General features: G+C 46.1%; 9 protein-coding genes. 4 read left to right on the forward strand and 5 right to left on the reverse strand.

From position 1 onward, the window contains the following. Positions 1–249 precede the first annotated feature (249 nt). The 3 genes from HBAL_RS03655 (at position 250) to HBAL_RS03665 (ending at position 5,372) form a co-directional block, all read left to right on the forward strand. On the forward strand, positions 250–2,820 hold the full coding sequence (locus HBAL_RS03655) for a TonB-dependent receptor (protein WP_015826570.1): 2,571 nt from the start codon (positions 250–252) through the stop codon (positions 2,818–2,820). 78 nt (positions 2,821–2,898) lie between these two features. Continuing rightward, positions 2,899–4,881: a tetratricopeptide repeat-containing sulfotransferase family protein gene (locus HBAL_RS03660; RefSeq protein ID WP_015826571.1), complete on the forward strand. Its 1,983-nt coding sequence runs from the start codon at positions 2,899–2,901 to the stop codon at positions 4,879–4,881. Positions 4,882–4,898: 17 nt separating this feature from the next. Next, positions 4,899–5,372, forward strand: coding sequence for a MarR family winged helix-turn-helix transcriptional regulator (locus HBAL_RS03665; protein ID WP_015826572.1), 474 nt, complete (start codon positions 4,899–4,901; stop codon positions 5,370–5,372). 48 nt (positions 5,373–5,420) lie between these two features. Here HBAL_RS03665 and HBAL_RS03670 read toward each other — a convergent pair whose 3' ends face one another. Further along, a complete protein-coding gene (locus HBAL_RS03670) occupies positions 5,421–6,809 on the reverse strand; it encodes a mechanosensitive ion channel family protein (protein ID WP_233356736.1) in 1,389 nt (462 codons plus the stop codon). A gap of 320 nt (positions 6,810–7,129) precedes the next feature. Between HBAL_RS03670 and HBAL_RS03675 the strand changes: the two genes are divergently transcribed. Next, complete coding sequence (locus tag HBAL_RS03675; RefSeq protein WP_015826574.1) at positions 7,130–7,672, forward strand: GNAT family N-acetyltransferase; 543 nt, start codon at positions 7,130–7,132, stop codon at positions 7,670–7,672. Here the strand turns inward: HBAL_RS03675 and HBAL_RS03680 are convergent. From HBAL_RS03680 to HBAL_RS03695, 4 genes are all read right to left on the reverse strand, one after another. Continuing rightward, entirely contained in the window at positions 7,647–9,692 is a 2,046-nt protein-coding gene (locus HBAL_RS03680) for a DUF7408 domain-containing protein (RefSeq protein ID WP_015826575.1), read from the reverse strand. The two genes, HBAL_RS03675 and HBAL_RS03680, sit on opposite strands and share 26 nt — an antisense overlap. Continuing rightward, on the reverse strand, positions 9,689–12,562 hold the full coding sequence (locus HBAL_RS03685) for a DUF4159 domain-containing protein (RefSeq protein WP_015826576.1): 2,874 nt from the start codon (positions 12,560–12,562) through the stop codon (positions 9,689–9,691). The genes HBAL_RS03680 and HBAL_RS03685 overlap by 4 nt, the downstream gene beginning before the upstream one ends. Beyond that, the gene (locus HBAL_RS03690; protein ID WP_015826577.1) at positions 12,559–13,380 is read right to left on the reverse strand and encodes a DUF58 domain-containing protein; all 822 of its coding nucleotides are present in this window, start codon (positions 13,378–13,380) and stop codon (positions 12,559–12,561) included. Before HBAL_RS03690 ends, HBAL_RS03685 begins: the two co-directional genes overlap by 4 nt. Positions 13,381–13,450: 70 nt before the next feature. After that, positions 13,451–14,440, reverse strand: a complete 990-nt coding sequence (locus HBAL_RS03695; protein WP_041301377.1) for an AAA family ATPase — start codon at positions 14,438–14,440, stop codon at positions 13,451–13,453. Positions 14,441–14,489: the final 49 nt, after the last annotated feature.

Genomic DNA, 14,489 nt, shown 5'->3' on the forward strand with positions numbered 1-14,489 from the left:
AAATGCATTAACAAAGCAATTGTAACATATATACAACAAGCCTATATAGTGCACTATTATTATTGAATTTATTGTAGTTTTTGTCAGAAAATTGCTGATTTATATAAAAATAGAGCTTGTTCTTCCTGTTTCAAAATTAAAACGATCTGCTAAAGAAATTGAGCTGGATACGGATAGATACTTATCCGCCTTTATTCTGATCGCTTCGAAATACGCTGGTCAGACAAAGAACAAACAAAGGAATTCTATATGGCTCGCAATCTAAGTGGTGCTTCATTAATTGTAATTGCATCTTTGATTTTGCCGTCTCAAAGTTTAGCTCAAGAAAACCAATCCGAGGGTGTTTCAGAAAAACGCCTACAATCTATCGTTATTACTGCGACAAAACGTGATGAGAGCGCTCAAGATGTGCCCATCGCAGTCAATGCAATTGGTGCGGAAGATTTAGACCAGTTGAATGTCAGTGTGTTTACAGATTACCTCACGCAGCTTCCTGGTGTGACAGCTGGTGGCGGTGGTGGCCCAGGCCAAAGCACAATCTACATTCGTGGGGTTGCATCTACGACGCCAGCTACGACAACAGCAGGCGTTGCTGGTCTTTCTCCAAATGTAGCTTTTTACCTTGATGAGCAGCCACTAGCACAACCTGGCCGCAATCTTGATGTCTATGCTGCCGACCTTGAGCGTATCGAGGTGCTGTCTGGCCCTCAAGGGACTTTGTTTGGTGCGAGTTCTCAGGCTGGTACTGTGCGTTTGATTACGAACAAGCCTAACCTTGATGAGTTTCAAGCAAATGTTAGATTTGGAACAGCTTTTACTGAAAGCGGTGATCCATCTCACAATCTTGAAGCCATGATCAATGTTCCAGTTACATCCAACTTCGCGGTGCGTGGTGTGATGTATACTGATAGCCAAGGCGGCTATATTGATAATGTTCCAGGTTCAATCACCGCTGAAGATTCCGCGCGTTTCCGCGCTGAAGGCACAATGAGAGACAATGGCGTTGCTGTTGAACCATTCCGTGCTGGTTTTCAAGCTGGGGCAGACTTGAGCAATGTTGATTTTAAAGCTGCGAATAATCAAAATCTCGTAGAGAAAAATTTCAACGATACTGTCTACACCGGTTTTCGTTTGAGTAGTGTTTATCAAATCAATGACGAATGGAAATTGACCACTGCGCTGGCGCAACAACAGCTAGACACAGAAGGTGTGTTCTTTAGCGACCCTGATTTAGATGATTGGGAAATTCAGCGCTATAGTGAAGACGACACGAAAGATTCCTACACAAATGTAAGTTGGACGCTTGAAGGTGAAGTAGGCGGGCTTGAAGCTGTCTACACAGGGGCATTTACAGATAGAGAAACAGATCAGACCGTCGATTATACGGATTATCTCTTTATCGGTCAGTATTTACCTTACTATATTTGTGATGCATCTGTGACTTATCCGGGAGCAGGCACTGACCCGTCAGGAACATGTTATGCGCCTGATCAAAAGGTTGATATCAGCAACAAACTTAAGGTTCAAACGCATGAATTGCGTTTTAATACGCCGGCAGAACACCGTGTTCGTGCAACATTTGGTGGGTTCTACAGTGATCTTGAACTAAAAGAGAAAAATGATTTCATTTACGCTGGTTCAACAGAAGTGCTTGGCTTTGATGGCGTCACAAAAGGGTTTGCACCGAATTATCCACTTACCAACACAGAAGTGACTGGCGAAGTGGGAAGTGCATCTCCAGGGTATTATTCTGATGCTGGCCCTTTCTACGCGCCAACTATTTTCCGAAATGATATTCTGCGTACCGATAAGCAAATGGGGCTCTTTGGTGAGCTTGCTTATGATATCGTGCCAGAAGTCTTTACATTGACTGTTGGGGCGAGAGCGTACGACATCGAAGTCGATTTTGAAGGTAGTGCAAACTCATCTTTCTTCAATTTGGGCAGTTCAACAGATGCTCAACGTGCAGGTACAAATATATCTGCTCAATTCAGCGGTGAAGGTAGTAGCACAGTTGATAAAGCTGCAACTGATGGCGTGATTTTCAAAGTGACAGCTGACTGGAAGCCAATGGATGATGTGTTGTTGTTTGCAACATATTCTGAAGGTTTCCGTCCGGGATTATTGAACCGTCCGGGTGGAGCATCAAATGCTGCGGGCACATATACTGTGCCATTCGCAGTTGATACAGATGATGTGCAAAATTATGAAATTGGCTGGAAAACAATGTTGTTTGATAGCTCATTGCGCATCAATGGTAGTGCGTTCATGATTGAAATCGAGAATATGCAGACGACTATTTTCGATCCAAACATCACCAATCTTTTCTTCTCTGATAACGCGGCCAATGCAGAAATTATGGGTGTTGAAGCAGACTTTGATTGGGCACCTGATGCAATTGATGGTTTGACCATTTCGGGTGCTGTGTCATTGCTTGATACAGAGGTGACTGAGGTGTTAGTGCCGACAGATGATGTGTTGGTTGGTTCACCGCTTTCATTTGCACCTGAATTCCAAGGCAATTTGCGTGCGCGCTATGAGTGGGATATGGGTGAATATCGTGCTCACATCATGCCGCAAATTGTACATTCTGGTGAATCATACACAGACATTATCGAAATCAACAAAATCCAATTGGAAAGTTGGACGACTGCAGCTCTGTCTGCAGGTATTGCCAAAGATAATTGGAGAATGGAAGCATATGTCGACAACTTGACGAATGAGGCAGCTCAATACTCAGGTAACTTCACATATGACCGTAGTCGTGTCTCTCTTGCGAGACCTCGCACTGTGGGTGTGCGTGTTGGCGTAGACTTCTAGTTTTACAAAGAAATTTGTTTTAAAAAAGGAAGCGCTTTGAGAGATCATAGCGCTTCTTTTGGTATTCAGGATTACAAAATGAATGATGTGCAGCAAGCCGCTGAACAGTTGAAGCGAGCAAAAGCCGCGATGTATGCAAATCAATTTGCTCAAGCATGCATTGAGCTTGAACCTTTGCTGGACAATCCTGAATATGCACAGGAAGCGCTTTATATGCACGCTGTGTGTGGACGATATCAAAACAAGTTTGATGTTGCACAATCATTTCTTGATAAATTGCTTGCGATAGCGCCCGAATTTGGACGTGCTCATCAAGAGGCTGGATATCTAGCTTTGGCGCAAGGGCAAAAAGAAATAGCTCTTAAACAATTTATAGCCGCATGCCGTTTTAATCCAGCGCTCACCGCAAGTTGGGAAAAGCAGGCTGGCTTACTGCGAGAGACGGGACAAAAGGAGCAGGCGATAAATGCGCAAGCGCAGGCTGATCGTCTAAAATCTTTATCTAAACCATTATATGCGGCGACTAATTTTTTAGCTGAAGGCAAATTGCTAAAAGCTGAGGATTTGTGCCGCATACATTTGAAGTCCAGCCCCAAAGACGTAGAAGCAATGCGTTTGCTGGCAGATATCGGCAGCCGGCTAGGCGTCTTAGAGGATGCAGAAATATTATTGGAAAAAGCGGTTGAGTTTGAACCCGATAATATCCAATTGCGGTTGGACTACATACAAATTCTAAGAAAGCGCCAAAAATTCTCGCGTGCGCTTGAAGAAGCTAAGCGGTTATATGATCTTGACCCAGAAAATGCGATTTTCCGTTCGCATTACGCCATCGAGAAGATGCAGACCGGAGATTATGAGGGCGCTGTCGAGCTGATGGATGCGGTGCTGGAAACGCTGCCGCATGATCCAGCGACATTGACCTCTCGCGGACATGCTTTGAAGACATGGGGAAAACAGAAAGAAGCAATTGCATCCTATAATGCTGCCTGTCGCGCACGACCAGAGCAAGGTGATGCGTGGTATGCATTGGCAAATTTAAAAACCTATAGTTTTTCAAACACTGAAATGCAGCAAATGCAGGAATTAGAGCTACGCGCTGATCTTAGTTATGCTGACCGCGTTCATTTTTGTTTTGCATTGGGAAGTGCTTTTGAAAAATCAGGAGATATCGAAAAGTCTTTTCGGTATTTCGAGAAAGGAAATACTCTAAAACGGACGCAAAGCCGATATACAAGCGAAGGGATGGAAGCTGAACTCGCATTGCAAAAGCAATTTTGCACATCGGATGTTTTAAAAGGATCAGAGGGAGGTGGATTTGAGGCTGCTGACCCTATTTTTATAGTTGGTTTACCCCGTGCTGGTTCGACGCTGATCGAGCAAATATTGGCCTCCCATTCTCAGGTTGATGGAACCTTAGAACTGCCCAATATTTTGGCTTTGTCACAAAGGCTGCGTGGACGAAATCGCTCTAATGGTGGCGCATATCCTGAGAATTTGACCAGTCTAAGTGCTGACCAATTAAAGGCGATGGGGCAGGAATATATAGAAACGACGCGTATTCACCGTCAGGGAGCAGCCTTTTTTACCGATAAAATGCCCAACAATTTCCGGCATATCGGTTTGATCCACCTAATTCTGCCGAACGCAAAAATTATTGATGCGCGGCGAGAGCCAATGTCATGTTGTTTTTCTGGCTTCAAGCAATTGTTTGCTGAGGGGCAGGAATTCACATACGGACTAGAAGAAATAGGCCGGTATTACCGCGCGTATGTTGATTTGATGAAGCATTGGGATGACGTGTTGCCGGGCAAAGTTTTGAGGGTTCAGCATGAAGATGTTGTAAACGACCTTGAAACCCAAGTGTCCCGTATTCTGGATTATTGTAATCTACCTTTTGAGCGAGCATGTGTTGATTTTCATAAGACAGATCGACCAGTTAGAACCGCAAGCTCTGAACAGGTTAGACAACCTATCAACACAAAAGGACTGGACGCATGGCTAAAGTTTGAGCCATATCTAGCGCCACTGAAAATGGCTTTGGGGCCTAACCTCGTCGGTTAGCATTGCAGGATGATAAAATGAGTCAGCGTACGATGGATGTTGTGGTTGCTTTGCGTCAGATACAGCGTCGCGTAGAGTTGGACTCTAGAAATCTTGCCAGAGAAGCGCACCTAACTCATTCGCAATTGAGGGTTTTGCAATTATTGGATGAAAGCAAAACTTTATCAGCAAGTGAAATTGCAAAAGAAACAAAGCTCACCAATGCAACGATTACATCTATTGTTGATAAGTTGGTTGCGCGGAAATTTATCCAGCGGACGAAATGCGACAGCGATAAAAGGAAAGTCTGGCTAGAATTATTGCCAGACGGAAAAAAAGCGCTTGAGGATGCACCTAGAGATTTACAGCAAGTGTTTGAAGCTAAATTCGAAAAGCTTGAAAGCTGGGAGCAAGCCATGCTGGTTGCTGCGCTTGAGAAAATAGTCAATCTTTTAGACGCCAAAAATCTTGAAGCAGCTTCGATCTTGACGATTGGTGACATCGAAAAATAAGTGAAGCTGAATTTAAATCTTGCCGTTAAGTGACGAATTAGAAATGCGTCACTCCTTGGCCATTTTGACTTCTAAAACAGATCCGGGCTGGATAAGGATTTCTTCTTGCCTCAACGGGATATCAATTCCGTTTTCTTTAAATAAATCCCAGACAGACATCATGACGGCAGAGCCAACATTATTGATGCCGTTTTGTGGGTCATTAATCCAGAAACGGCATTCAATTTCAACAGCCTCATCTCCAAACTCCATGACAAGACATGTCGGTGCGGGGTCTTTTAATACGCGGTCGATCTTTTTAGCTCCCTGAACAACGAGGTCTGTCGCTGTTCTTAAGTCCGTTTCATATTCCACGCGCAATCTGCGTTTAATGCGGACGCGATTATCTGAATAGCTCCAATTGACGACTTTGTTTGTCACCAATCCTTCATTGGGAATGAGGTGTTCTTTTCCATCGCGTGTGACGACAGAGGCATAACGCAAACCAAGGGATTTCACCACACCGTAAGTATCGTCCACTTCAATGACATCGTCCGGCTTTATGGATCTATCGGTTAGCAGGATGATGCCTGATATGAAATTGGCAACAATCTGCTGCATACCAAAACCAATACCGACACCAAGCGCCCCTCCAAGAACCGCGAGGCCGCCAAGCGGTATTTGCAATGAGGAGAGTGCAAGGACGACAGCAGCAAAGAATAGCCCAACATGCGTCGCATTAGATATTAGCGCCCGTATTGAAGGTTCTACGCGAGGCAGTGTATCAATACGTGCTCTTAGGCGTTTGGATAACCAGTTTGCACCATAGAGGAAGAGTGCTGAAAATAAGATAGCGCGAAAGATAAAGGGCAGAGTGATAAGTCTGTCACCAAAGCTAAACCCGTTATTGTCCAGCCAATTTAAGGTGGGCAGCAAAAGGCCAAACGCATTTAGACCAGCAACACCCCAAGCTATCCATGTTGTGGCCTGCCGGTATTCCGCTGGGACGATATAAGTGGCTGTTCGGATAATTACCCATGCGAGTGCGAGAGAGCTGGCAAGCCTAACAAATGATGTTGGATATCCCATGCCTTCGAGAGTTGGCAGAGCGATAAACAAGCCAGCAAGCCATAGCAATGGTCGTACAATTTGCAAAATTGGACCTGAGATGTTGCGAGAGACATTTTCAGGAAGCTTGCTCAGGCCTGCACTTATCCAATTTTTGACGAGTGGCGAGAGGATAATACCTAAGACCAAAACACCCAAAATAGTCGCAAATTGTATAAGCGTCGATGTATGCAGAAGTTCTGCATTTACCCATTCAAGCGCTTGCTGGCCATATGAAAATGCACTCTGCTTTAGACTATCTACGTCTAAGCTGTTCGGGCTGTCTGCCGGAGACGGTGGGTCTGACGGAGTTTGTAGTTGAATGTTTTTGAAAATAGAAAGCAACGCCACCACTAGAACTCCAAATGAATGTAATTTGAGTAGCACTGTTTAAACTGATTTTGAACTTAAGGAAGAGCAAGGATTGCGCGTAGGCAAATTGATATGAAATTTACGCATAATGAGTTTATTGGTGATATAAAAGTGGACATTATGCAAATTTAAGCTTTGACAATCTAATTCTTTACCCCTAAGTGGCTGATAATATATCGCTAGGGAACACTATGAAACTACGACGAAGATAATCAGACTGAGAATAACGTTCTGTGCAGATCGTCTTTTTTGTTCGTTTTGCAACAGTTTTTTCTGATTTTTCGTTTTTGAGTTTTAGTATGTCCGCATCTTTACGGGTCTTAGATCCATCCTTTCCATCATACACAATTGCCTTGGAACAAGCAGAGCATTCTGTTGGTATTGAAGCATTATATGATCGCTGTTTTGGCTTTGGACGGTTTGCAAAGACGGCAGAACGCCTGCGTGAAGGTAATCAATTGCTGTCCGACATGAGTTTAGTGGCAGTTGATGCAAATGAAAATGTAGTGGCAGCCGTGCGGTTATGGCCTCTGCAGGTGGGAGATGCAGGGCGCGCTGTATTTGTTGGGCCTGTCGCCGTCGATAGCTTGTATCGTGGTAGCAGTTTGGGCCTGATCCTAACGCAGCAATGCGTTGATCTTGCGAAGAAAGCTGGATGGCCAATGGCTATTCTAATCGGGGATGAGCCCTATTTCAGCAAAATTGGGTTTCAGCAAGTTTCAACACAAGCTTACCCAGCACCAGGATATATTCCAGAGCATCGCTTGTTAGCTATTGAACTTGAAGATAATGCTATTTTGGAAAATCAGGGGCGACTTAGCGTCCCTCACGTCGCCATGTAAATAACAAAATCAACATCAGCAAGGCCATTCCGATGACGCCGGGGAGGAGTGGTGTGGCTTGAGATGAGCGAACAGTGTAGGCTTCATTGCGCTTTAATCCGGCCCAGTTCTCTCCTGCATGATCACCATTTTTAGACACGCGACGGATAGCGGGTAAATCGGGATTATTGGTTTCGCCAATGCGGAATGTGCCGCCATGAGTCGCATCTGCTATTGGAGCGAGAATGCGCGTCGTTGATTGTACATTGGCGTATTCTAGCGGGTTGGCGGGGCCATTTAGTGCGACCGTTTCAGCTTCTCCAGCGCGAGCTGTATACATTCCCAGGCCATCGACATCGACGCTTGCTTCAAATCGCCCTTCGTCGGTTTTTTCCCATTCTGGTGTTAGTATTTCTCCATTGGGTGTCGTGATGGAAAGTGAGTTGGGTCGGTCAGACAGTGATCGCAGGCTCGCCTTCATTTGTTGACCATTAGAAGCGAGTGTCAGCAATTCTTCTTCAAGTTCAGGTTCTTTCATTAGCCAATGGGCTGTGCGTCGCACGAGTTCTGAATAGGGGCCGCCGCCATCATGGCCTCTCGCCCACATCCACAATTGGTCCGATAGTAAAACGGCCACACGCCCGTCTCCGACGCGGTCGAGGACGAGTAGCGGATCTCCGTTATCTGACTTTAACAGGACTTCACCAGAAGCGGCCTTTGCTTCTACATAGCGTTCCCAGCGGCCCCAGTTTTTATCATTGGGGAGAGAAGAGGTTACGGTGTGGCGTTGGCCTAATTCTGTTCGTAGTACATTGAAAGTATGTTCTATTATTCGGCCAGTTGGTTGAGCGGGTAGAATAGCCGCAAGGGGTGTGCGGTATATGGATGATGGCATTGCATAGGGTGGTCCTGTTGCAACAAGGAGTGCGCCTCCATCAGCGACATATCTGGCGACTCCATCAAAATAGATCATCGGCAACACATTTATGCGTTTGTATTGGTCAAAAATCACCAGATCGAAGTCTTTTAGTTTTTCAACAAATAATTCGCGTGTGGGAAATGAAATAAGCGCCAATTCATCTAGTGGTGTTGGGTCCATTTTGTGAGGGGGCCGTAAAATCGTAAAATGGACGAGGTCTACAGAAGGGTCAGCTTTTAGTAAATCTCTCCAAACGCGGGCACCCGAATGTGGTTCTCCAGTGACAAGCAAAACACGTAATCTGTCTCTGACACCGGAAATATTTGTGGCAGTTCTGTTGTTGGCAAGTGTGAGTTCGCTGGCACCTTCTCCAACTTCTGCAACGATGAGATTGGAGCCACGTCTTGGTATTTCTACATTGATTTTACTGGTTTTTCCTGTGCGCACCGAATGCGTGGCAACACGTTCACCATTCACCGAAATATTGACATCGACGTTGGAAGAGTTTGCATCTTCAACGCGAATTGAAAGTTCTGCCATGCTGCCAACAATGCCAAAATTAGGACTTGAGACAATTTCGACGCGGCGGTCTTGCTCTCCCTTTTGCCCCACAATGAGAGAGTGGACTGGTCCAAAGGGGAGCGCTTCTTTTGCTGATGTTGGCAAGTCATGAACTTGCCCGTCAGTTATCAAAATAGAGCCAGCAATGCGTTCACGTGGGGCATCTGATAATGCGGAATTTAGAGCTTGATAAATATTCGTTGCTTCACTGGTTTGAGACGTTTCAGTGATGCGTAATTCTATATCAGGCCTTGATTCTAAATCAGTTTTTAGCTTTTCGAAAGCGGCTTTGGCGGTCTGTGACCTTTGACCAAAATTCATGCTTTCTGATTTGTCTAAGACAACGGCTACAATGTCTTTTTGGCCTTCTCGTTGTTCTTTCACCCATAGCGGATTTGAAAGTGCCAAAGTGAGTATTGCAAACCCCAATGCGCGAGTCAGCCATGCGCGACCTCTCAGGAAGACGTACAATACCCAAACGGCTATGGAGACAGCGACAAAACCCCATATCCAGATCCACGGAATGAATGGGTCAAAACCTATGCGTGAAGCCTCTATCATTCTTGCGTGTCCAATCCTTGCTGGTCTCGTTTTCGTCGCATCGAGTCAAAGAATTCGTCGAGGTTTTGTGGGTTTCCTGTTGAAGGACTGGGTATAATTGTGCGTTCTCGTGTGGGTTTACTGTTGGGTTCGTTCGCATTTTCTGCGTCTAGGCGTTCAAGAAGCGCTGGAATGTGAACTTGGTCCTCTTTATAGTTTCCTGTGAGGATGCACATGATGAGATTAATGCCAAAACGATAGGCAATTTCGCGGCGCGACTCTTGTCCATCCATAGAATTTAATGGTCGGTTGTTATCATCAATTGCCCAAGCACCGATCCAATCGGATGCACCGATATAGATACGTGATACTCGATCACCGCCAGAAGATGTGCTCGCGCTGTTTTGTGCTTCTATCCAGACTTGTCCACTTGCGAGCCGGCCGGGGAAATTATTAAGCAAATAGAAGCTGCGTGACAAAACATGTTCATTGGGCGTGGGTTGCAAGGGCGGCACATCCAACCCTTGGATGATATTTTTGAGGCGCGCGCTGACAGCTTGCCCCGGAATGGCATCGCGTGTGTCTATGACAAGAGAGCCACCATTTCTAAGATAAGAATTGAGTGCGTCTATTTGTTCAACTGTTAGTGCTGTAGCGTCGCGTTCAGGGGCAAAATATATCATCGGATATAGATCAAGAGCATCTATGCCGAGTTTTACAGAATGGGGCGTTGCGGGTTCCACGGAAGTACGCCGAAAAAGTTCAAGATTTAGCCCTCTTAAACCAGCAGCTAATTGCATGTTTAATGCGGGGTTGTTTGTTTCCACATATGCAAAGCGCATTTGCAATGCAGCTTCTTTTTGTTTTTTTGATATTGGTGCTTTTGGGGCAGCTTCTGTTTGGGCTTGGGAAGGTTGGTCAACAAAGACACTAGCACCCATGAATAGAATGAGAGCGAAACTTGCTGATTTCGAAAACCGTCTAAAACGGCCTGAGATGAGAAGCGCGACAACCAAATCTAGAAACAAAAGTCCAAAAGCTGCCATTAAAAACACGCCTCCCAAGCCACGCCGTTTTTGACTGAGTGCTTCATCAAAAACAACAGCATTTGATGCAAGTGACTGTAATTCTTCAGCAGCGAATGCACCTGCATTGATGGCACGGCTTCCTTGCGGTCCTTGATAAAGGCCAGGCGGTGATAGCGGTGAAGGTGTTGTGATGGAAAAAGCTTCTGCAGATAATGGCTCTAGATTTCCTGAAGGTAGTTTAAGCTGACCAAAAGCATCAACCAGCCTAAAGGGCGCAAGTGTGCCAGTTGAAACGGATTGTGTATTTCTTTTGCCATTTCCAGATGCTGCCGCGCGGCGCAGCATGCTAACAAATGCGCCATCATAAGGCAGGTCTGACCATTCCGGTGTGGCGGTAACGTGGAATAAGACAATAAGCCCTTTTCCATAGCTTCTTGCTGTGACCAATGGGGTGCCGTCTGCTAGTTTTGCCCATGTATAAGCTGCGAGTTCGGGACTAGGTTGGGCAAGAACCTGTCGTCTCACAAGAATGGAGTCCGCAGGTGTTTTGATGTCAGCAAAACCCTTTGTTGCGATAAAGGGAGCAATGGATTGAGGCTCTTCCCAAGCTAAGGCACCGCCGAGCGCGCGGGTTGCGGAACGCAATGGGCTTGGCGTTAGAGTATGGCTTTCGGCCGCTGCTAGTTTTGGCCCTGCAAAGCGGATAAGAGCGCCGCCTTCTTCTATCCAGTCTTCCAACTCTGTCAGGTGAGGATAGCCGATTAGAGAGCGATCACCCAAAATGATTGCATCGGGTGATCTGGAGAGCATTTGCGATAATTCACCTTCCATCATCTGGGCATGAGGAGAAAGCGCTTTGCGGATATAATAGAATTCTTCCAATAGCGGCTGATCACTTGGGACTGGGTCTGCTAAAGCAACTGAGGGTGTTGCCGCGCTATCATCCCAAAGCCAGACTTGCCCAGCAGAAGCAGAGCCTAAAACACGAAATCGCGCTATTTGATTGAGAATTGCCGAGGGAATAGAAAACTCTGCGACGGCCTGAGTGGTATTGGGAGTAAAAGTTGCAATAGCGCTGGCCAGACTAAGCCCTGATTCACTTTCGGCAATGACACGCGTCTCAATAGCAGTTTCGCTAGCTAGTCTTTTCAAATAGACATTGGCACCATTGGAAGAGGTTTCTGCATTTGTTATTGCATAGGCGGAACGCGGCGCGAATTTATAAATCTCGACTGCGCTGGATTTTTCCAAATAGGAATTAAATGCCTGACTTCCATTATGCTCTAAACCATCACTTAGCCATATGATTTTAGAGGGGTTTAGGGACGATTTTTCAATGCGATCAAGCAATGCGTTGTGATCGGGATTCCATGGAGCTGGCTTTTCAATTTGAAGGCGTTTTCGCACTTCATCTACACCAAGAGCTTGGTTTATGTCTGACGTGAGCGTTGAAGGGGCTGTGAAGGCAAGGTGGATGGAGCCGCCATTGTCGGAAATTGCATCTGATGAGGAAAGTATTGTTTGTTTAATGTCATTCCATTGTTCAGTGCTCGTCCAACCATTATCAACAATAATCAGTGCTGATTGCATGTTTTGTGTATTGCTTTGAGGCGATTGCAATAAAGGCTGAGAGAAGCCGATAATAGCAAGTGCGGCGGTGGCAAAGCGAAGTGCTAGAATCCACCATGGGGTTTTAGCGGGCGTTTCTTCAATTTGGTCGACATCATCTAGCAAGCTGAGCGATGGTAAAACCACACGCTTTGGCTCAGGCGGGGTTGCGCGCAGCAACCACAGGATAACCGGCAAGGCTAGCAAGCCGAGCAGTGCCAAAGGTTGAGCAAAGAAAACTGAACCTAAATTCATGCCGGTTTTTTTCCGTCTTGTCGTGTCATTTCAAGCCAGCTTGAGATTTGCATAAACACAGGCGCAGCTGGTTCGTTGCTTTGATGGAAAACAATATTCCATCCCACACTATGAGCGAGCGCTTGCATGTCATCGCGGCGTTGTTGGAATCTCTTCAAATATTCTTCTTTGAGATTTTCAGCGCGCCCGATTAATCGGTCTTTTTTTGCGGATGGATTAAAAAATCTTATCCGCCCCTCATATGGATAGCTGGCTTCGATGGGATCGTAGACCATGAGCAGAGTGCCGTTACGATTTTTATGAGCGAGTTCTTGTATCCATGCACTTAAACTTTCTAGTGGGCGATAAAAATCTGACGCTAATACCAATGTGGCAGGTTTTTTATTTGATACGGGAAGAGAGGTTTCCACAGGGTTTTGCCACAAATCTTGGGCCATTGATAAAGCAGCTTTGCCGCCTGAGCTTGGCGCTCTGGGGCCGCCAAGTGCGCCGCAGCGATCGCCAGATTTGGCAATGGAGCTGCCAAGCGCCATTAAAATTGAAAGCGCGCGGCCTGCTTTTGTGGAAACGTCTTCGCTGCCGCGCCAGTCAAACCCGTCTGATGGATCACACCAGAAAAGGAATGTGCGCGTTGTTTCCATTTCTGTTTCACGGACAAAAAGCTGATCACCGCGAGAAGATTTTCTCCAGTCCACCCGAGACGCGCTGTCTTCTGCATTATAACCACGATATTGCCAGAAATTTTCACCTTGTCCGGTTTTGCGGCGACCAGCACTGCCTTGGTGGGCAGCAGAGGCGGGGCCCGCTTTGGCATGCAAACGTGGATGCTCCTTTGAAAGGAGATTTGCATCCGATATTATCTGGTTTAGCGGCGTTTTCATATGGAAACTAGGATGCTTTTCTCGCCAGATCCGCGATCAATTCTGATAGTGTTTCACCTTGTCCCGTTGGGTCATAATTGAGTGACATTCTATGCGCGAGTGCTGGTTCAGCAAGGGCTTCAACATCGTCAATAGAAGGTGCAAACCGACCGCGCAAAAGTGCACGCGCGCGCGTTGTTAGCATTAGAGCTTGCCCGGCTCTTGGGGATGGGCCCCATTCTACGCGGGTTTTGATGCGTGGATCGTCACTTTGTTCGGGTCTAGCTGATCGAGTGAGTTCTAAGATAGAATTCACAACTTTTTCTGGCACAGGCATATTGCGAACCAAATGCTGGATCATTAATAATTTTTCTGCAGTGAGCGCTGGATTGACGCTTTTCTCTGCACCGCTTGTTGTGTCGATGAGAATACGGCGCTCGGTTTCGGCATCAGGATAATTGACGTCAATTTTCAGAAGAAAACGGTCTAATTGTGCTTCAGGTAATGGATATGTGCCTTCTTGCTCTACAGGGTTTTGCGTTGCTAAAACATGGAAAGGCGCGGGAAGGTCGTGATTGACACCTGCAATTGTCACTTGATGCTCTTGCATAGCTTGCAAAAGTGCAGATTGGGTGCGCGGACTTGCGCGGTTTATCTCATCTGCCATCAATAGGCTGGTGAAAATCGGGCCTTTGATAAAGCGGAAGGAGCGATTGCCTGAAGGTGATTCGTCTAAAACTTCTGATCCGAGAATATCTGAAGGCATCAAATCTGGAGTGAATTGAACGCGGCCTGAATCAATTCCCAGTGCTGTTGCTGTGGCTTCGACAAGGCGTGTCTTTGCTAGCCCCGGCGCACCAACCAGAAGAGCGTGTCCCCCCGATAAAACAGCGCTAAGTACCAGTTCTACGACGTGTTCCTGACCAAACACAGCTTTACCAATTTCTGTTTTGACGTCACCAAGTGCCGCAATGACTGCATCTGTGTTTGCGAATAGATTTGATTGTGTTTCTGTCATGACGTGGTCTTCATTTAAACTCAAAAGGATGTTGTACCTGTTATAGTCG

The organism is Hirschia baltica ATCC 49814 (assembly GCF_000023785.1).
Lineage (GTDB): Bacteria > Pseudomonadota > Alphaproteobacteria > Caulobacterales > Hyphomonadaceae > Hirschia > Hirschia baltica.